Raw genomic sequence first — 15,432 nt, 5'->3', positions numbered from 1 at the left:
CCGCGCAAGATGAAACCTTTAGCCGCCGTGAACTTTTCCACTGGCGCTGGTCCCAACAGTCGCTGTAAAAAGCCGGTCCGCGTGCGGCAATCGTCAATAGATCAAGAACAAGGAGCCTGCTGCGAGCAGCGCTCCACCGGGGGAATGATGGATTTTTGGACTGCCTTCCAGGCAATCATCTTGGGCGTAGTAGAGGGGCTGACGGAGTTCCTGCCGATTTCCAGTACCGGCCACCAGATCATCGTCGCCGACGTGATCGGTTTTGGCGGTGAACGGGCCATGGCTTTCAACATCATCATCCAGCTGGCTGCGATCCTGGCCGTGATGTGGGAGTTTCGCAGCAGGATCTGCGAAGTGGTTTTCGGCTTGCGCAGCCAACCCAAGGCACGGCGCTTTACCGGTAACCTGTTGTTGGCATTCCTGCCTGCGGTTGTACTGGGCGTACTGTTCGCCGACCTGATCCACGAGTACCTGTTCAACCCGGTCACCGTGGCGGCAGCGCTGGTGGTGGGTGGGGTGATCATGTTGTGGGCCGAGCGGCGCACGCATCGGGTAGAAGTTGACCATGTCGACGACATGCGTTGGAGCCATGCGCTGAAAATAGGCTTCGTGCAGTGCCTGGCGATGATCCCCGGCACATCGCGTTCGGGCTCGACCATCATCGGCGGGCTGCTGTTCGGTCTGTCGCGCAAAGCGGCCACCGAGTTCTCGTTCTTTCTCGCCATGCCGACCATGGTCGGCGCGGCCGTGTATTCGGGCTACAAGTACCGCCACCTGTTCCAGCCGGAAGACTTGCCGGTGTTCGCCATCGGTTTCGTCACGTCGTTCATTTTCGCCATGATCGCCGTGCGTGCGCTGCTCAAGTTCATTGCCAACCACAGCTATGCCGCGTTTGCCTGGTATCGCATCGTGTTCGGCCTGTTCATCCTGGCTACCTGGCAGTTCGGCTGGGTCAACTGGACCTCGGTTCATGGCTGAGCTGCGGCGTGCCGCGCCGCTGGACGGGGTACGCAACCTGCGCCTGAAACTGCTGGTGCTGGCCGTGTTGTGCGTGCTGCCAGGGCTAGGCGCGGCTCGCATGGCCTGGCTCGACCAGGCCTGGTGGCCATTGGCGCTGTACCCGGCGATGAGCCTGGTCAGCGTCATGCTGTACTGGCAGGACAAACACCAGGCACGTCAGCAGGCCTGGCGCACGCCCGAGAAAGTGCTGCATGCCAGCGAGCTGCTGGGTGGCTGGCCGGGTGCGTTGCTGGCGCAGCAGCTGTTCCGGCATAAGACACGCAAGTTTTCGTACCAGCTGCTGTTCTGGGCGATTGTGCTGTTGCACCAGGTGTTCTGGGCCGACTGGCTGTTTTTCGATGGGCGCTTTCTGCCTTTAGGGTGAAGTGCGGCACCGAAGCGGGGGGCAGGCGGTATTACAGCAGCAAACCCACCTGTAACCGCTTCGGCAACCGTCGCACCACCAGCTGGTGCGAACGCTGCAGCAAGTCACGCAATTCGTCCCGGCCCATGGGGTAGGGCGGCGCCATGCTGATCCAGCGTGCCCGTGCCAGGTAAGGCGCAGGTCGCACTCCAGGGCGGTCGCAATAGCCGAGAAACAAATCGTCGGCCACCTTGAACGACAGCCCTGCGCCGGCCAGGTCGAGTACCGCGAACATCTTGTTGCCGGCCACCGAGAACACCCGGATACCGCCCCACTTGTAGTCTTCCTGGGCACCCGGCAGCTCCAGGCAGAATGCCGCTACTTCGGCTTCGCTCATGTTCGCGTTCATACGTATCGCTCCCCACACGCCTCGAACGATGCCGCCAGGTGGTCGATCCACACCCGTACAGCCGGCAACAGGCCGCGCCGGTGCGGGTACACCGCCTGCAGGTAGCCACCTGGCAGCGACCATTCAGGCAGCAGGCGTACCAGCTCGCCGCGTTCCAGCTCCGCCTCGCAAAACATGCTGGGTAATGCAGTAAAGCCCAGGCCAGCCCGTACAGCGGCATTACGTACTACGAAATCGTCGATCGCCAGGCGTGGCTCCAGGGCCAGGTCCTGTTGCTTGCCGTTGGGGCCCAGCAGGCGAAAGTGCACCAGCCGGTCTGCCTCGGCGGCGCCCAGTACCGGCAACGTCGCCAGTTCGGCAGGGTCGCGGATGTGGTCGGCGAAGCCTGGGGCGGCAACCAGCTGCATTTGCGCCTGGCGCAGGCGGCGGGTGACCAAGGCCGGGTCTTCATCGCCCAGGTCGCGCACGCGCAGGGCAACGTCGATACCTTCGGAAATCAGGTCCACCCGGCGGTTGAGCAGTACCATGTCCAACTGCACCAGCGGGTACTGCTCGAGAAAGCGGCTGATCACCTGCGGCAGAAACGCGTGGGCCAGCGCCACGGGGCAGGACACACGCAAGCGCCCGCGTGGTTCGCTGCTCATGCTGGCCACCGTTTCATTGGCGGCTTCAGCCTCCAGCAGCATGGCCTGGCAGTGATGCAGGTAGCGCTCGCCCACTGCGGTGAGTTTCAACTGCCGGGTGGTGCGCTGCAGCAGGCGGGTGCCCAGGCGCTCTTCGAGCTCGGCGATGCGCCGGGACAAGCGTGACTTGGGAATGCCCAGCTGGCGCCCCGCTGCAGCAAAACCGCCGGCTTCCACTACGCGGGCGAAATAGAAAAGGTCATTGAGGTCTTGCATGAACAGGTCTCATTGTTCCACTTATGAGACAAACTAACGCATTTTCTGCGGCTTATCAGTCATTAATCACTCCGGTAGGATTCTACCCATCGTGATCGCCAAGTGATGCGGTCTTCATTCACAGGAGAGTCCCATGAAACTGTTGCACATCGATTCGAGCATCCTGGGTGACAATTCCGCATCCCGCCAGTTGAGCCGCGAGGTGGTCGAAGCCTGGAAAGCCGCAGACCCGAGCGTTGAAGTGGTGTACCGCGACCTGGCTGCCGATGCCATTGCACACTTCTCTGCTGCCACGCTGGTAGCCGCTGGCACCCCGGAAGACGTACGCGACGCCGCCCAGGCATTCGAGGCCAAGCTCAGTGCCGAGACCCTGGAGGAATTCCTGGCCGCCGACGCCGTGGTGATAGGCGCGCCGATGTACAACTTCAGCGTGCCGACCCAGCTCAAGGCCTGGATCGACCGCGTTGCCGTGGCCGGCAAGACCTTCCGCTACACCGAGGCGGGCCCCGAGGGGCTTTGCGGTAACAAGAAGGTAGTGCTGGTTTCCACCGCGGGTGGCCTGCACGCTGGCCAGCCAACGGGTGCTGGGCATGAAGACTTCCTCAAGGTGTTCCTGGGCTTCATTGGTGTCACCGACCTGGAAATCGTCCGCGCTCACGGCTTGGCCTACGGCCCGGAGCAGCGTACACAGGCGCTTGACGCCGCACAGGCGCAGATCGCCAATGAGCTGTTTGCAGCGGCTTGATGCACAGCGATAAGGCTTGCAAGGCTCAGGTGCCGGCAAGTCCGCGCTGCTGATCGTGCCCTGCTCAAGGGCACTGGAAACCCGCGAATACGCAGTGTTCGCGGGTTTTCTGCGTTATGCATCAACGTTACAGGTTGACGCAACAGTCGGACTGTTGCGCCACCCTAGGCCACAACTGTGCTGGTCCTCTTCAGAGTTATAGCCTTATGCTGTAACGAAATATGTCTAGAACGCCTGAAGAAGGAAGCTGCCGTGCCGCTCAAGGACCTGCTCATCGCCCTGGTGGTGATTGTTGCCTGGGGAGTCAACTTTGTAGTCATCAAGGTTGGCCTCGACGGCTTGCCGCCGATGCTGTTGGGGGCACTGCGCTTTTTGCTGGTGGCGTTTCCCGCGGTGTTGCTGGTCAGGCGCCCCAAATTGCCCTGGCGCTGGCTCATCGCCTACGGCGCAACCATTTCTCTGGGCCAGTTCGCCTTTCTCTTCCAGGCCATGTACAGCGGCATGCCACCAGGGCTGGCTTCGCTGATTCTGCAATCGCAGGCATTCTTCACGCTCGGCTTCGCCGCGCTGTTCCTCGGTGAACGGCTGCGCCTGGCCAGTGTGCTGGGGCTACTGGTGGCGGCCAGTGGCCTGGCCCTGATCGGCAGCGAAGACGGTGGCCACGTGCCGATGGTGGCGCTGCTGCTGACATTGTGTGGCGGGGCCATGTGGGGGCTGGGCAACATCATTACCCGGCGCTTTGGCTCGGTTGACCTGGTGGCGCTGGTGATCTGGGGTGGGTTGATCCCGCCGTTGCCGTTCCTGGCGTTGTCCTGGTGGCTGGAAGGCCCAGAGCGTATTGGCCATGCGCTTGCCAACATCAGCCTCAGCTCGGTGCTGGCGCTGGCATACCTGGCTTTTGTCGCCACCATGATCGGCTACAGCCTGTGGAGCAAGCTGTTGTCCCGCCACCCGGCCGGTAAGGTCGCGCCTTTTTCGCTGCTGGTGCCGGTGATCGGCTTGAGTTCGTCGGCATTGCTGCTGGGCGAACGGCTGACCGCAATTCAGGGCTGGGGCGCCGTGTTGGTGATGGCCGGGCTGCTGGTGAACGTATTCGGCGCGCGGATCGGCCAGCGCTTGCGTGCGGCCAGCGCCTGACAGGAGGGTAGTGGGGGGGGGTGACGGCTGAAGCGTTGACCGGGTGGTAAGGCCCCATTGCCGGTTGCTCAGGTGCGGCTCTGTTAGACTCGGCCTCATTGTTCGAGACCAGGCCAACGGAGCGTTTGCATGATCATTTCCACTACCAGTCAACTTGAAGGCCGCCCGATTGCCGAATACCTCGGCGTGGTCAGCGCCGAATCGGTCCAGGGCATCAATTTCGTCCGCGATTTTTTTACCCGTGTTCGCGACGTGCTGGGTGGTCGCTCGCAGACCCTGGAAAGCGCACTGCGCGAGGCCCGCGAGCAGGCAACCGAAGAGCTGAAGGCGCGCGCCCAGCAGTTGCGAGCCGAAGCGGTAGTCGGTGTGGATTACGAGATCAGCATGCCTTCGGTACAAGGCGGCATGGTCGTCGTGTTTGTCACCGGCACCGCAGTGCGCCTGCGCTGAAGGCCGGTTTGCCACTGGTCGGCTGCCTGGGGTTTGCCCGGCTGGTCTGTAAATGACCGACTAGTCTCACTTTTACAGGCCGCGTCACTTGGCAACTTTTCTGGTTGCCGGCGCGTTGCCGCTCAGGGAGACAGGGCATGAGCGAATCTTTTTTCGAAGACCTTAACGATGCGTTTCCGATCAACAGCCAGGTGCGTTGCGGCCAGGCGGCATTCCGGCTTGGGTTCGCCCACATGACCCTGGATGACTCCGAGCAGCTTCAGCCTGCCCATCTGCAGCGCAGCAAAAAGGGCCGCTTCATGCCACGGGTGCCGCTGAAGAAGTAACCCCGCGCTGCCCGACGGCGGACTTTTTATGGCCATTCGTTGACCCGCCTCATGAAATGATTGGGTAACACTCGCCGGATCGCCAAGCCTGTGCTTTGCTGACGCCACATTCGAGCAACGGAGGACTGGATGCTCATGCGCGTCAGGGAAGAGACTTATTGGCACTGGGCGGACGCCCAACTACACAGCCGCAGCCACGACGAAGCGCTCAGCGATGGCACCACACTTGACGTGCAGGTGCGCTTGTCGCGCCTGGGCGCAACGCAATTGTTCCTGGGGTTGTATGCCGGGGATGGGCGGGCGCTGGTGGAGGAGTACTACCCCGCGCGGCCGGGCGAGACCATGACCCGTGCCATGGTTTGGGGTGTCGACCGCGCCAGGGCCATGGCGACAGGGGCACTGCCGTTGCCGCCCGCCCGCCGCCAGCGGCGCCAGGCATGAAAAAGCCCGGCCTGTTCAGGCCGGGCTTTGCTAACGGTGGCAACCTCAATTGAGCGGTTCGATCACCTTGACTGCCTGCTGCTCACGGGCAGCGGGCCACTCCTGTTGCAGGGTCTGCAGCACACGGCCAACGAACTCGGTGTCGGCGGCGGCCTTCTTGCCAACGTAGCCTTGGCCACGACGGTAGACCTTGAAGCGGGCACGCATGCTGGGCAGGTGCTCTTCAAATTCAGCTTCGACGGTATTCGGTGGCAGGCGATCGAGGCGCACTTCACCGGTTTGGCTGACCCACAGCAGGTGGTCGTCGAGGCTGTCTTTGCGGCCGGCGAACAGCTGGGCCAATTGGTCGATGGTCGGATTGTTGTTCAAGTTCATCATAAAGCCCCCATTACCCATTCGTAGGTGATTTTCACAGTTGGCGCTACCACGGTGTAGCACACTACCAACGCTGCTACAGCAGCATCGCAACAGGGGCTTTCTCACGCTGCCTTTTGGACAGTTTCCCGCTCCACGAACGGCCCGCGTTACCGCGCAGACCGTCTGGAATACCCTTGCCACCGCCCCCGATCAGGGGGACGGCTTCATCATGCACAAGGGCGATGAACGGCGTCAACCATTTTGTAGTGAATATTTCTTTTCACTACAAAGTGTCGATTTGTTCGACAATCCGCGGCCTTTCTACAGGCCGGAAAGGATCGCAAAGACGGCACGGACCCGGGCCTCATTGGGGTAATTGCGGTTGGCCAGCAACACCACCGCCAGCTGTTCGGCGGGCACGAACGCAGCGTAGGCACCAAAGCCATTGGTGGAGCCGGTCTTGTTGTACCAGGCCGCAGGCAGCGCCGGCTGGGCTGGCTGCAAGCGCGTGACTGGCTGTGGTTCACGGATCAGCCTTGGGCTGTTGCCATCGACCAGCGTGTCCAGTGCGACCGGGGAGGGGTAGCGCTCCCAACCCAGGCCCTGGGTCATGGCGCCGACCTGAAAGTAGCCTTGGCGGGTAATGCTCAAGGCTTGCTGCAGCGCCGGTGGCAGGCCCTGAGGTTGCAGGTGCAGGCGCACGTAGCGCAGCAGGTCGCGGGCGCTGGTCTTGATCCCGTAGGCTTCGTCGGCATAGGGGCCGGGGCCGACGCGTACCGGCTTGTCGGCGGCATCGTAACCTTGTGCGTACAGGCCCTGGGCGCTGGCGGGCACCTGCAGATAGGTGGCGCGCAGGCCCATCGGTGCCAACAGCCCTTCGCTCATCAGTGTCGAAAACGATTGCTGTTGTGCGCGGGCGGCCAGGTCGCCGAACAGGCCCAGGCTAGGGTTGGAGTAGCAGCGCTGGGTGCCGGGTTTGGCGCGTGGTTGCCAGTGCCGGAAGAAATCGACGACCTGCTGCGGCGTCTGGACGTCATCCGGGAACTGCAGCGGCAGGCAGTCCGCGCTGTAGGCACCGAGGTCGCGAACGGACGCCTCGCCAATAGGGGCGCCTGCCAACGCCGGGTGGTAACGCTTGGCCGGCGCCGACAGGTCCAGCTTGCCCTGCGCGCTGGCCAGCGCGGCCAAGGTGGCGGTATAGGTCTTGCTCAACGAGCCGATTTCAAACAGCGTGTCGCGGCTTACCGGCACGCTGTCGGCCTTGCTGGCCACGCCGTAACTGAAATAGTGCGCATGGCCGTGGGCATAAATGGCCACCGCCATGCCGCTGATGCCTTGCTCCTGCATCAGCGGGCGGACGACCTGGTCGACCTTGGCCTGCAACGGGTCGTGAGCCTGGGCGGTGGTATGGCCCAAGGCAAGCGTGATGGTGGTGGCAATCAAAGCCTTGCGCAAGCGCGGCATGAGCGGTTCCTTGTGTGCATGGTGTCCGTTGAGCGATACCCCAGGGGGTTCCGGCGTTAGCGCTGAAAAGCCGGAAACCTTATCGTCTGCCCTTGCACAATGACAAGACGGGAGCCGTGATGAAGTATTTGCGCATGCTGTTCGACAATTTCACCCTGGCCTTGCTCGGGGTGGTCTGCATTGCCACCGTATTGCCTTGTTCGGGCGACGGCGCGGTGTACTTCGGCTGGCTGACCAACCTCGCCATCGGCCTGCTGTTCTTCCTGCACGGTGCCAAGCTGTCGCGTGAGGCGATCATCGCAGGCGCCGGGCATTGGCGCCTGCACCTGCTGGTGTTCTCCTGCACGTTCGTGCTGTTCCCGCTGCTGGGGTTGGCGTTCAAGCCGCTGTTCGTGCCACTTGTAGGCACTGAGCTGTACCTGGGTGTGCTGTACCTGTGCGCCTTGCCCGCAACCGTGCAGTCGGCCATCGCCTTCACTTCGCTGGCCCGCGGCAATGTGCCGGCAGCCATCTGCAGTGCGGCGGCGTCCAGCCTGCTGGGTATCTTCCTCACCCCATTGCTGGTGGTGATGTTGCTGGGCGCCAGTGGCGATACTGGCTCCGGCCTGGATGCGGTCCTCAAGATCACCTTGCAACTGCTGGTGCCATTCGTGGCCGGGCAGATCGCGCGGCGCTGGATTGGCGCCTGGGTAAAGCGCAATGCCCGCTGGCTCAAGGTGGTCGACCAGGGGTCGATTCTGCTGGTGGTGTATACCGCCTTCAGCGAGGCAGTGGTGACCGGCCTGTGGCACACGGTTTCGTCGCAGCACCTGGCGGGGTTGTTCGCGGTATGCGGCATTCTGCTGGCGGTGGTGTTGTTCGCTACCCGCTTGTTGGGCAAGGCGCTGGGCTTCGACCTCGAGGACCGTATCACCATCCTGTTCGCCGGCTCGAAGAAAAGCCTGGCCACCGGTGTACCCATGGCGCAGGTGCTGTTCGTGGGCAGTGGCATTGGCGCGATGATCCTGCCGCTGATGCTGTTCCACCAGATCCAGTTGATGGTGTGCGCGGTGCTGGCGCAGCGTTATGCCAGCCGTGAGCAAGGTTTGCCAGAGGCTCTGGCAGGCGCTGAACGTGCTGCGGCGGGCCCCCGCCAACCCCCAGCCAACCCGTGATCAGTCGCCCTCCAGCGCGCGTTCTACAAACGCGCGGCTGGCGCCAAGCACCTGGCCTTGCACGCTTTCGCTGACCAGCATGCGGCCAACCAGCAGCGCGCCCACGCACTGACTGATCAATACCCAGGCCAACTGCTCATCCTCCAGGGTGGCGCTCCAGGCCTGGTGCAGCTGCACTAACCAGTGCTCGGCCACTTCCCGCACAGGCGTGTCAGCGCGGGCTATCTCCACCCCTAGCGGCGGCAACGGGCAACCCTGCTCGGCGTTGTGCAGGTGCGCCAGGCTAAGGTATTGCTGCAGGCAGCGGGCCAGGCGCTCGCGGCTGGCACCTTGGTTGGCCAGCCGGGCGAGTGGGCTGTTGCAGAGTTCCTGCCGGACCACCTCGGTGAACAGGTCATCCTTGGACGGAAAGTGGTTGTAGAACGCCCCCCCGGTCAGGCCAATGGCTTTCATCAAGCCGGCAACGCCCGTGCTGGCAAAGCCCCCGCGCTTGGCCAGCGCACCGCTGCTGGCGAGCAAGCGTTCACGGGTTTGCTGCTTGTGTTCGTTTGGGTAGCGCATGGGCGTGCCTCTGCAAGACGGCTTGACGAAAGCCGGCATAGTAGCATAGCGTTCGTTTACTAAACGATCATTCATCAATGGGTGCAGGCATGTCGGAACAACAAAAAGTCGTGCTGGTGATTGGTGCGGGGGATGCCACCGGCGGCGAGATTGCCAAGCGTTTTGCCCGCGAGGGCTATATCGCCTGTGTCACCCGGCGCCAGGCTGACAAGCTGCAGCCGTTGCTGGAAGAAATACGCGCTGCCGGTGGCCAGGCCTACGGGTTCGGCTCCGATGCGCGCAAGGAAGACGACGTGGCGGAACTGGTCGAAACCATCGAGCGCGATATCGGCCCGATCGAAGCCTTTGTGTTCAATATCGGCGCCAATGTGCCATGCAGCATTCTGGACGAAACCCCACGCAAGTATTTCAAGATCTGGGAAATGGCTTGCTTCGCCGGCTTTCTGACTGCCCAGGCGGTAGCGCGGCGCATGGTCCGGCGCGAGCGCGGCACGCTGCTGTTCACTGGCGCCACCGCCGCAACCCGTGGTGCGGCCGGTTTTGCCGCCTTCGCCGGCGCCAAGCATGGCTTGCGTGCATTGGCCCAGAGCATGGCCCGCGAGTTGGGGCCGCGCAATATTCATGTCGCCCATGTGGTGGTGGACGGGGCCATCGACACTGCCTTCATTCGCGACAGCTTCCCCGAGCGCTACGCCCTCAAGGGTGAGGGTGGCATCCTGAACCCTGCACACATCGCCGACAGCTATTGGTTCCTGCACGCCCAGCCCCGCGACGCCTGGACCTTCGAGCTGGACCTGCGGCCCTGGATGGAAGGCTGGTAAACCCTTTTCCCTGCAAGGACATGACCATGCACAAGCACGTCGATTTCTACTTTGACCTGGGTAGCCCAGCCAGTTACCTGGCCTGGACCCAGCTGCCGGCGCTATGCGCCCGCCACGGCGCAACGCTGCACTACCGGCCAATGCTCCTGGGCGGCGTATTCCAGGCCACGGGCAACGCTTCGCCAGCGATGATCCCCGCCAAAGGGCGCTATATGTTCACCGACCTGGCGCGCTTTGCCGCCCGCTACGGGGTGCCGTTTGGGCTGCCGCCGGGTTTTCCGGTCAATACGCTGCACTTGATGCGAGGCGTCATGGGTACGCAATTACGCGCGCCGGAGCGTTTCGAGGGGCTGCTGGCGGTGTTGTTCAAGGGTTTGTTTGCCCAGCAGCGCACCCTGAGCGATGTGGCGGTACTGGACGCCACCCTGGCTGAAGGCGGCTTTGACCCACACGCGTTTCACGCACTGGCAGCAGATGACGAAATCAAGGCAGCACTGCGGCAGGCGACCGAGGTTGCGGTGCAGCGGGGGGTATTTGGTGCGCCGACGTGCTTTGTCGGCGAAGACATGTTCTTCGGTCAGGACCGCCTGGACTTCGTCGAGGCAGCGCTGCAGCAGGGGGCGAGCAGCCTTTCCAGCTGAGTGCGTTCCCACTGGCTGAGCAGATCGCAGGGGTTGCTGCCATACCGTTGCCAGGCATCGAGCCCCGCCTGCGCCCCGCACGGGGCCGTGCAGTGGATGCACTGGGCAAGGCCCTCGCTGTCCAGCGCGAGGGTCAGTTGCCAGCCGTCGATGATCACGTCCACCAGGGCGTGGTCATGGCGCTGGGCTATCGACAGGGTATGGATACCGAGCGCTGCGTCACGCAGGCGTTGATAGACCACCCGGCTGTTCATGCCGTCAGAAGTTCGCCGGGGTATTGGCGCTGATGATCTCGGCCTCGTCCGGGCCGATGTTCTTGAAGCTGTGCGGCAGGGTGGTGGGGATGTAGTAGCCATCACCCGAGTTGAGCACGCTGACCTGGCCGTCGACCCACAGCTCCACAGTCCCCCGCGTGACCAGCCCGCATTCTTCGCCTTCGGCATGCACGATCGGTTCGCCGGAGTCTGCGCCCGGCGCGTACAGCTCACGCAACATGCGCATCTGCCGGCCTTCGACACTGGCACCGACCAATAGCATACGCAGGCCGTTACGGCCCAGGTCTGGCTGTTCGCCGCCGCGGAACACATAGCGCTCTTCACGTACCGGCTCGTCGAAGCTGAAAAACTCCGCCAGGCTCATGGGAATGCCTTCGAGGAGCTTTTTCAAGGAGCTGACCGAAGGGCTCACGCGGTTCTGTTCGATCTGCGAGATCGTCGAGTTGGTCAGCCCGCTACGGCGGGCCAATTCCCGTTGGGAGAGGTTGTTGCGTTCCCGCACCAGTTTGAGTCGCGTCCCCGTGTCCATAGCCGCCTTGTAATCAGAGGTGTTTAAAATAACGAGCGATGCGCATTAAAACATACTCTGCCGCGTTGCGCGCTGTGCTTCTCAACGCCTTTGTTCACGCGGGATTGGCCACAGCCCGACCAGCAACAACAGCGTTGCCACGGCCAGGAATGGCAAGCGCGGGTCCACGGCATAGACCAAGGTCCCGGCCAGCGGGCCGATGACCGCGCCCATACCCTGGGCTGCACCTATGGAGCCGGCCGTGGCGCCTTGCTCGCCGGCCTGCATGGCATTGGCGGCCAGGGCCGAAAACGTCGGGAATACAAAACCCATGCCCGCCGCCGCCACAAAGTAGCAGGCCCACAGCCAAGGGGCGGTGGTCGCCAGCGCGCCGCTGGCAAAGCCCAGCGCCGAAACCGTGGCACCGACCCGGATCATCTTCAGCGGTGGCCACTGCAGCTGGCGCAGCAGGACCTGGGCCAGCATCAGCGCCACACCCACGGTGGTGAGGGCAATGCCGGCAGCCTGGGCGGCCTGGGCTGGCCCCAGGTGCAGGCGGTCAAGGGCGAAGAAGCCGACGGTGATCTGCGACACGGTCACACTCAGCATGGCGCTGAACGCCACCAGCAACGGCCGGCGCAGGCGGGGGTCGTTGAGCCTGACCGGGGTGGGCGCGTGGCTGTGTGCAAGCGCCTGTGGCTTCAGGGCCAACAGCAGCACCACGAAGGCACTGGCAGGGAGCAGCGACATGACCAGAAAGGGCAGGCTCAGGCTATGCCGCGCCAGCAGCGCTGCCAGGGCTGGGCCGACCACCAGGCCCACGGCGTTGGCCGCCCCCAGCGAAGCCATGGCCCGTGCCCGCTGCTGCGGCCCGACATGGTCGGCGATCAGGGCGTTGCAGCCGACCGGAATGGCGGCATAGAAGGCACCGATGCAACCGCGGGCGACCATCAGGCCGATGAAGGCCATTGTTGCACCTGGCATCCAGCGCAGTGCACCTTCGACAAACAGGCACAACAGCCAGTAGGCCAGGGTGAAACCCGCGCTACCCAGCAGCAATACGCGCCGACGGCCAAGGCGGTCAGCTGCGCGGCCCCAAGGGCGGGCCAGCAATACCCAGACCACGCCGGCCACGGTAATGGCGGCGCCGGCTTGCCAGGTGGCCATGCCCAACTGGCGGGCGATCGGGCCGATCAAGGCGACGAAGGCCATCATCGACATCGTACAGGCCATGTTGGCCAGCAGCAGCGGGCGTAGATCGAGGGTGCTGGCTGGGCTGAGCGTTGCAGGATCCTTTGCGAGGGTCATGGGGTTTCCAGGGCAGTAGGGCCGGTGACAGCCGGTCATTGATGGAGGTCGACCGCCCTGGGCTGCCTCAGGTCATTGATTGCCGCGCAGGGGGCCAGGCCACATGCTACGCAACACGCCGTCGCGGCGCACCCAGGCATGCATCAGCGCCGCACCGACATGCACCAATACGGTGGCGAACAGCAAGTAGCCTGCCCAACCATGGGCCTGGCGCAGCACGGCATACAGCTGCAGGTTGTGCGGCGCGATCGCGGGCAGGCCCAGTGGGCGCGGGTAGTCGCCGGCGGACAGCATGGCCCAGCCCAGCAGCGGCATCGCCAGCATCAGGCCATAAAGCGCCAGGTGCGATGCGCGGGCAGCCCAGCGCTGCACGGTTGGCAGGTCTGCAGGCAGCGGCGGATGGGGTACGGCCAGGCGCACGCCAATACGCAGCACGACCAGCACCAGCAACGCCAGGCCGGTGGCCTTGTGCAGGCTGATCAGTACAGGGTGGCGCAACGACAGGTCGGCAACCATGGTCACGCCGATGAACAGCATGGCCAGGATCAGCACGGCCATCAACCAATGCAGCGCGCGGGCAAGGGGGTGGAAGGCTTCGGGCTTCATGGGCGGGCTCCGGTGCCGAGCGATTCACGGCTGCGGCGGTTGAAAGATTCCGAATAGGCGGCGGAACGGGCGGCGAGGATCGGGTCGTTGGAGGCTTCGATACCTTGCGGCAGGATCAGGGGGTCGAAGTTGATGTCGCGGCAGGCCCCTTGTTCGGGCCCATCGACCTGCTCCAGCACCAGGGTGCCGGCGTCCACGCTGCGCCGCTCGGCAGGCCAGGGGCGGGCCGGGTCATCCACCGCATCGCCCGGTTCCGCCAGCACCAGGCGCAGGGTCCAGCGCAACGGGCCTTGGGCCAGGCGCTGCTGCAAGTCGTGCTGGAGGAACAACTTGTCGTCGACCTGCCCAGGCAGCGCGGCGAACGGCGCCTGTGGCTCCAGCTGCCAGCGTACCGGGTGGGCCGCGCCGGCTGTGTCGATCAGGCGGAAGGCATTGATGCTGTGGTACTGCGTGCTGGCGAAGCTGTCACTGGGTTTGTAACTGGCCGCCCATTGACGAAACGCTGCGCTTTCCGGGTGTGCGGCGAAGAACGCCTGCAGCTTGGCCGGGTCGGGTTTGCCGGTGGCCTTGACCGGTGCGCTGGCCAGCACCTGTTCGTAGAACCCTTGGGGGTTGCTGACGGCAAGCACCGGCGGGTTGTTCATGCCGGTGCGCCAGACCTGGCCGTCATCGGTGGTCAACTCAATTGCCAGGCTGCGGACCGGTATGCTGGTGTCCGGGGCGAACGGGTTGGCCCCGCCGATGGCGAAACGGCCAATGACCGGCACCCGTGGCTGGCTGAATGCGCGTGCCGTGGACAGGCTGGCTGCCTGGCCGCTGGGCTGGAAGTAACCACTGACGCAAAGCCCCTTGGCGTGGTTCTTGCGGTAGCCGGGGTAGTGCCCGGCTTGGGCTTCGAAGGTGTCGATGATGCGTTGCGGGGTCAACTGCGGTTGGCCCAGCCAGCCAGCGGCATACGCGAAGCCGGCACCTGCGGCCAGCATCACGGCGCCGATGGCGGCCAGGCGCAGGGCCTTGGCCGGGCCGTGCAAAGGTGAGTTCATGGTGTGCGTCCGGTTCAGTGAAGGTGCGAGTACGACGGGGTAGCGCGCTATTTATTCCCACGGGGGAATAAAATAGGCCTGCACGCGTCTGCCCCTTACACTGACTGCCCCATAGGCCGGACCTGACCATGCACGACCTGGACAACCAGCAGTGGCGCGAACTGCTCGCCCGCTTGCGCCGCTTTGCCGTATGGCTGACCCGTGAACCGGGCAGCGCCGACGACCTGGTGCAGGCTACCGTCGAGCGCGCGCTGAGCCGACGAGACCAGCAACGCGACGCGCAGGCGCTGCGTGCCTGGCTGTTCACCATCCTTTATCGCTTGTACCTGGACGGTAAACGCCGCGAGCGCCTGCATGCGCGCTGGCTGTCCTGGTTCGGCCGTGCCGAGCGCGATGACGAACCCGTTGGTGACAACCTTGAAGCGATCATCCTGGCCCAGGCCGACTTGCAAGCGTTTTCCCGGCTGAGTGCCGAGCAGCGTGCCTTGCTGCTGCTGGTCAGCGTCGAGGGCCTGAGCTACAAGGAGGCCGCCCAGGCCTTGGGCATTCCTATCGGCACGGTAATGTCGCGCCTTTCGCGGGCGCGCAATGCCTTGCGTGAACTGACCGAAGGCTCACCCCAGCCACCGGCCTTGCGGAGATTGAAATGACGCGCCTTATCCCCACCGAAGATGAACTGCACGCTTACGTCGACGAGCGCCTGGAGCCGGCGCGGCGCGCCGAGGTGCAAGCCTGGCTGGCGGCCAACCCGCAGGCGGCGGCACGTGTGGAAGGCTGGCGCACCGATGCCCGGCGGCTGCGCACGGCGCTGGCCGGGCTTGGCGAGCCAGCCGGTGCCCCCGCGCTTGAGCTGGGCCAGCTGCGGCGGCAACTGCGCCAACGCCGGCAGCGGCGCTGGGCGGCGGCAGCGGCCATGGTGCTGGC

22 protein-coding genes are annotated in these 15,432 nt (G+C 64.2%); 12 read left to right on the top strand and 10 right to left on the bottom strand.

All coding sequences use genetic code 11. The features are described from left to right. Positions 1–147: 147 nt before the first annotated feature. Positions 148–978 (top strand): undecaprenyl-diphosphate phosphatase, encoded by an 831-nt coding sequence (locus tag B3361_RS18495; protein ID WP_054904406.1) that lies wholly within the window; start codon positions 148–150, stop codon positions 976–978. Then, positions 971–1,384 carry a DUF1294 domain-containing protein gene (locus B3361_RS18490; RefSeq protein ID WP_054904379.1) on the top strand — a complete coding sequence of 138 codons (414 nt, stop codon included), beginning with the start codon at positions 971–973 and terminating at the stop codon, positions 1,382–1,384. The genes B3361_RS18495 and B3361_RS18490 overlap by 8 nt, the downstream gene beginning before the upstream one ends. A 31-nt stretch (positions 1,385–1,415) precedes the next feature. Here B3361_RS18490 and B3361_RS18485 read toward each other — a convergent pair whose 3' ends face one another. Both B3361_RS18485 and B3361_RS18480 read right to left on the bottom strand, forming a co-directional pair. Further along, on the bottom strand, positions 1,416–1,760 hold the full coding sequence (locus tag B3361_RS18485) for an MmcQ/YjbR family DNA-binding protein (protein ID WP_009685444.1): 345 nt from the start codon (positions 1,758–1,760) through the stop codon (positions 1,416–1,418). An 8-nt stretch (positions 1,761–1,768) separates the two neighbouring features. Next, positions 1,769–2,671, bottom strand: coding sequence for a LysR substrate-binding domain-containing protein (locus B3361_RS18480; protein ID WP_054904380.1), 903 nt, complete (start codon positions 2,669–2,671; stop codon positions 1,769–1,771). 133 nt (positions 2,672–2,804) lie between these two features. Here B3361_RS18480 and B3361_RS18475 point away from each other — a divergent pair, with 133 nt between their 5' ends. The 5 genes from B3361_RS18475 (at position 2,805) to B3361_RS18455 (ending at position 5,770) form a co-directional block, all read left to right on the top strand. Further along, entirely contained in the window at positions 2,805–3,416 is a 612-nt protein-coding gene (locus B3361_RS18475) for an FMN-dependent NADH-azoreductase (protein ID WP_009685442.1), read from the top strand. Positions 3,417–3,668: 252 nt separating this feature from the next. After that, complete coding sequence (locus B3361_RS18470) at positions 3,669–4,553, top strand: EamA family transporter (protein WP_054904381.1); 885 nt, start codon at positions 3,669–3,671, stop codon at positions 4,551–4,553. Between the two features lie 129 nt (positions 4,554–4,682). Beyond that, on the top strand, positions 4,683–5,003 hold the full coding sequence (locus tag B3361_RS18465; protein ID WP_286920308.1) for a YbjQ family protein: 321 nt from the start codon (positions 4,683–4,685) through the stop codon (positions 5,001–5,003). A gap of 137 nt (positions 5,004–5,140) precedes the next feature. Further along, entirely contained in the window at positions 5,141–5,329 is a 189-nt protein-coding gene (locus B3361_RS18460) for a hypothetical protein (RefSeq protein ID WP_003253897.1), read from the top strand. 129 nt (positions 5,330–5,458) lie between these two features. Then, complete coding sequence (locus tag B3361_RS18455; RefSeq protein ID WP_054904382.1) at positions 5,459–5,770, top strand: hypothetical protein; 312 nt, start codon at positions 5,459–5,461, stop codon at positions 5,768–5,770. Between the two features lie 45 nt (positions 5,771–5,815). On the opposite strand, the gene B3361_RS18450 is transcribed toward B3361_RS18455, so the two are convergent. Next, positions 5,816–6,148 (bottom strand): hypothetical protein, encoded by a 333-nt coding sequence (locus B3361_RS18450; protein ID WP_029884829.1) that lies wholly within the window; start codon positions 6,146–6,148, stop codon positions 5,816–5,818. Between the two features lie 300 nt (positions 6,149–6,448). Then, on the bottom strand, positions 6,449–7,591 hold the full coding sequence (ampC, locus tag B3361_RS18445; RefSeq protein WP_154211171.1) for a class C beta-lactamase: 1,143 nt from the start codon (positions 7,589–7,591) through the stop codon (positions 6,449–6,451). Positions 7,592–7,710: 119 nt separating this feature from the next. Between ampC and B3361_RS18440 the strand changes: the two genes are divergently transcribed. Continuing rightward, positions 7,711–8,745, top strand: coding sequence for a bile acid:sodium symporter family protein (locus tag B3361_RS18440; RefSeq protein ID WP_144188453.1), 1,035 nt, complete (start codon positions 7,711–7,713; stop codon positions 8,743–8,745). Here the strand turns inward: B3361_RS18440 and B3361_RS18435 are convergent, their stop codons facing one another. Then, positions 8,746–9,306: a TetR/AcrR family transcriptional regulator gene (locus tag B3361_RS18435; protein WP_054904385.1), complete on the bottom strand. Its 561-nt coding sequence runs from the start codon at positions 9,304–9,306 to the stop codon at positions 8,746–8,748. It abuts the gene before it with no gap. An 89-nt stretch (positions 9,307–9,395) separates the two neighbouring features. On the opposite strand from B3361_RS18435, the gene B3361_RS18430 reads away from it, so the two are divergent. Further along, a complete protein-coding gene (locus B3361_RS18430) occupies positions 9,396–10,127 on the top strand; it encodes an SDR family NAD(P)-dependent oxidoreductase (RefSeq protein WP_029884833.1) in 732 nt (243 codons plus the stop codon). Between the two features lie 26 nt (positions 10,128–10,153). Beyond that, positions 10,154–10,768, top strand: coding sequence for a 2-hydroxychromene-2-carboxylate isomerase (locus tag B3361_RS18425; RefSeq protein WP_054904407.1), 615 nt, complete (start codon positions 10,154–10,156; stop codon positions 10,766–10,768). Here B3361_RS18425 and B3361_RS18420 read toward each other — a convergent pair. The 5 genes from B3361_RS18420 to B3361_RS18400 all read right to left on the bottom strand — a co-directional run bounded on the left by B3361_RS18420 (position 10,705) and on the right by B3361_RS18400 (position 14,508). Beyond that, the gene (locus B3361_RS18420) at positions 10,705–11,022 is read right to left on the bottom strand and encodes a DUF7693 family protein (protein ID WP_154211170.1); all 318 of its coding nucleotides are present in this window, start codon (positions 11,020–11,022) and stop codon (positions 10,705–10,707) included. The genes B3361_RS18425 and B3361_RS18420 overlap by 64 nt on opposite strands. 4 nt (positions 11,023–11,026) lie before the next feature. Next, a complete protein-coding gene (locus B3361_RS18415; protein ID WP_003248033.1) occupies positions 11,027–11,572 on the bottom strand; it encodes a cupin domain-containing protein in 546 nt (181 codons plus the stop codon). 81 nt (positions 11,573–11,653) lie between these two features. Further along, positions 11,654–12,859, bottom strand: a complete 1,206-nt coding sequence (locus B3361_RS18410) for an MFS transporter (protein WP_286920307.1) — start codon at positions 12,857–12,859, stop codon at positions 11,654–11,656. A gap of 72 nt (positions 12,860–12,931) precedes the next feature. After that, positions 12,932–13,465, bottom strand: a complete 534-nt coding sequence (locus tag B3361_RS18405) for a cytochrome b (RefSeq protein ID WP_054904387.1) — start codon at positions 13,463–13,465, stop codon at positions 12,932–12,934. Continuing rightward, on the bottom strand, positions 13,462–14,508 hold the full coding sequence (locus tag B3361_RS18400; protein ID WP_054904388.1) for a catalase family peroxidase: 1,047 nt from the start codon (positions 14,506–14,508) through the stop codon (positions 13,462–13,464). Before B3361_RS18400 ends, B3361_RS18405 begins: the two co-directional genes overlap by 4 nt. A 128-nt stretch (positions 14,509–14,636) precedes the next feature. On the opposite strand from B3361_RS18400, the gene B3361_RS18395 reads away from it, so the two are divergent. Beyond that, positions 14,637–15,158, top strand: coding sequence for a sigma-70 family RNA polymerase sigma factor (locus B3361_RS18395; RefSeq protein WP_009685428.1), 522 nt, complete (start codon positions 14,637–14,639; stop codon positions 15,156–15,158). Then, positions 15,155–15,432 (top strand): anti-sigma factor family protein (locus B3361_RS18390; RefSeq protein ID WP_414708902.1); only part of this gene is annotated, 278 nt, incomplete at its 3' end. The genes B3361_RS18395 and B3361_RS18390, both read left to right, overlap by 4 nt.

It is taken from the genome of Pseudomonas sp. UBA6699, assembly GCF_002454615.1.
Classification (GTDB): Bacteria; Pseudomonadota; Gammaproteobacteria; order Pseudomonadales; family Pseudomonadaceae; genus Aquipseudomonas; species Aquipseudomonas juntendi.
This window is presented reverse-complemented; position numbering and strand designations above follow the sequence as displayed.

What these genes read in the sequence shown, in the direction of transcription:
- B3361_RS18405 (WP_054904387.1), bottom strand. Translation starts at nt 13,465, where the DNA reads ATGAAGCCCGAAGCCTTCCACCCCCTTGCCCGCGCGCTGCATTGGTTG.
- B3361_RS18410 (WP_286920307.1), bottom strand. Translation starts at nt 12,859, where the DNA reads ATGACCCTCGCAAAGGATCCTGCAACGCTCAGCCCAGCCAGCACCCTC.
- B3361_RS18425 (WP_054904407.1), top strand. Translation starts at nt 10,154, where the DNA reads ATGCACAAGCACGTCGATTTCTACTTTGACCTGGGTAGCCCAGCCAGT.
- B3361_RS18450 (WP_029884829.1), bottom strand. Translation starts at nt 6,148, where the DNA reads ATGATGAACTTGAACAACAATCCGACCATCGACCAATTGGCCCAGCTG.
- B3361_RS18480 (WP_054904380.1), bottom strand. Translation starts at nt 2,671, where the DNA reads ATGCAAGACCTCAATGACCTTTTCTATTTCGCCCGCGTAGTGGAAGCC.
- B3361_RS18490 (WP_054904379.1), top strand. Translation starts at nt 971, where the DNA reads ATGGCTGAGCTGCGGCGTGCCGCGCCGCTGGACGGGGTACGCAACCTG.
- B3361_RS18465 (WP_286920308.1), top strand. Translation starts at nt 4,683, where the DNA reads ATGATCATTTCCACTACCAGTCAACTTGAAGGCCGCCCGATTGCCGAA.
- B3361_RS18395 (WP_009685428.1), top strand. Translation starts at nt 14,637, where the DNA reads ATGCACGACCTGGACAACCAGCAGTGGCGCGAACTGCTCGCCCGCTTG.
- B3361_RS18455 (WP_054904382.1), top strand. Translation starts at nt 5,459, where the DNA reads ATGCTCATGCGCGTCAGGGAAGAGACTTATTGGCACTGGGCGGACGCC.
- B3361_RS18400 (WP_054904388.1), bottom strand. Translation starts at nt 14,508, where the DNA reads ATGAACTCACCTTTGCACGGCCCGGCCAAGGCCCTGCGCCTGGCCGCC.
- B3361_RS18475 (WP_009685442.1), top strand. Translation starts at nt 2,805, where the DNA reads ATGAAACTGTTGCACATCGATTCGAGCATCCTGGGTGACAATTCCGCA.
- B3361_RS18440 (WP_144188453.1), top strand. Translation starts at nt 7,711, where the DNA reads ATGAAGTATTTGCGCATGCTGTTCGACAATTTCACCCTGGCCTTGCTC.
- B3361_RS18495 (WP_054904406.1), top strand. Translation starts at nt 148, where the DNA reads ATGGATTTTTGGACTGCCTTCCAGGCAATCATCTTGGGCGTAGTAGAG.
- B3361_RS18435 (WP_054904385.1), bottom strand. Translation starts at nt 9,306, where the DNA reads ATGCGCTACCCAAACGAACACAAGCAGCAAACCCGTGAACGCTTGCTC.
- B3361_RS18460 (WP_003253897.1), top strand. Translation starts at nt 5,141, where the DNA reads ATGAGCGAATCTTTTTTCGAAGACCTTAACGATGCGTTTCCGATCAAC.
- B3361_RS18430 (WP_029884833.1), top strand. Translation starts at nt 9,396, where the DNA reads ATGTCGGAACAACAAAAAGTCGTGCTGGTGATTGGTGCGGGGGATGCC.
- B3361_RS18485 (WP_009685444.1), bottom strand. Translation starts at nt 1,760, where the DNA reads ATGAGCGAAGCCGAAGTAGCGGCATTCTGCCTGGAGCTGCCGGGTGCC.
- B3361_RS18415 (WP_003248033.1), bottom strand. Translation starts at nt 11,572, where the DNA reads ATGGACACGGGGACGCGACTCAAACTGGTGCGGGAACGCAACAACCTC.
- ampC (WP_154211171.1), bottom strand. Translation starts at nt 7,591, where the DNA reads ATGCCGCGCTTGCGCAAGGCTTTGATTGCCACCACCATCACGCTTGCC.
- B3361_RS18420 (WP_154211170.1), bottom strand. Translation starts at nt 11,022, where the DNA reads ATGAACAGCCGGGTGGTCTATCAACGCCTGCGTGACGCAGCGCTCGGT.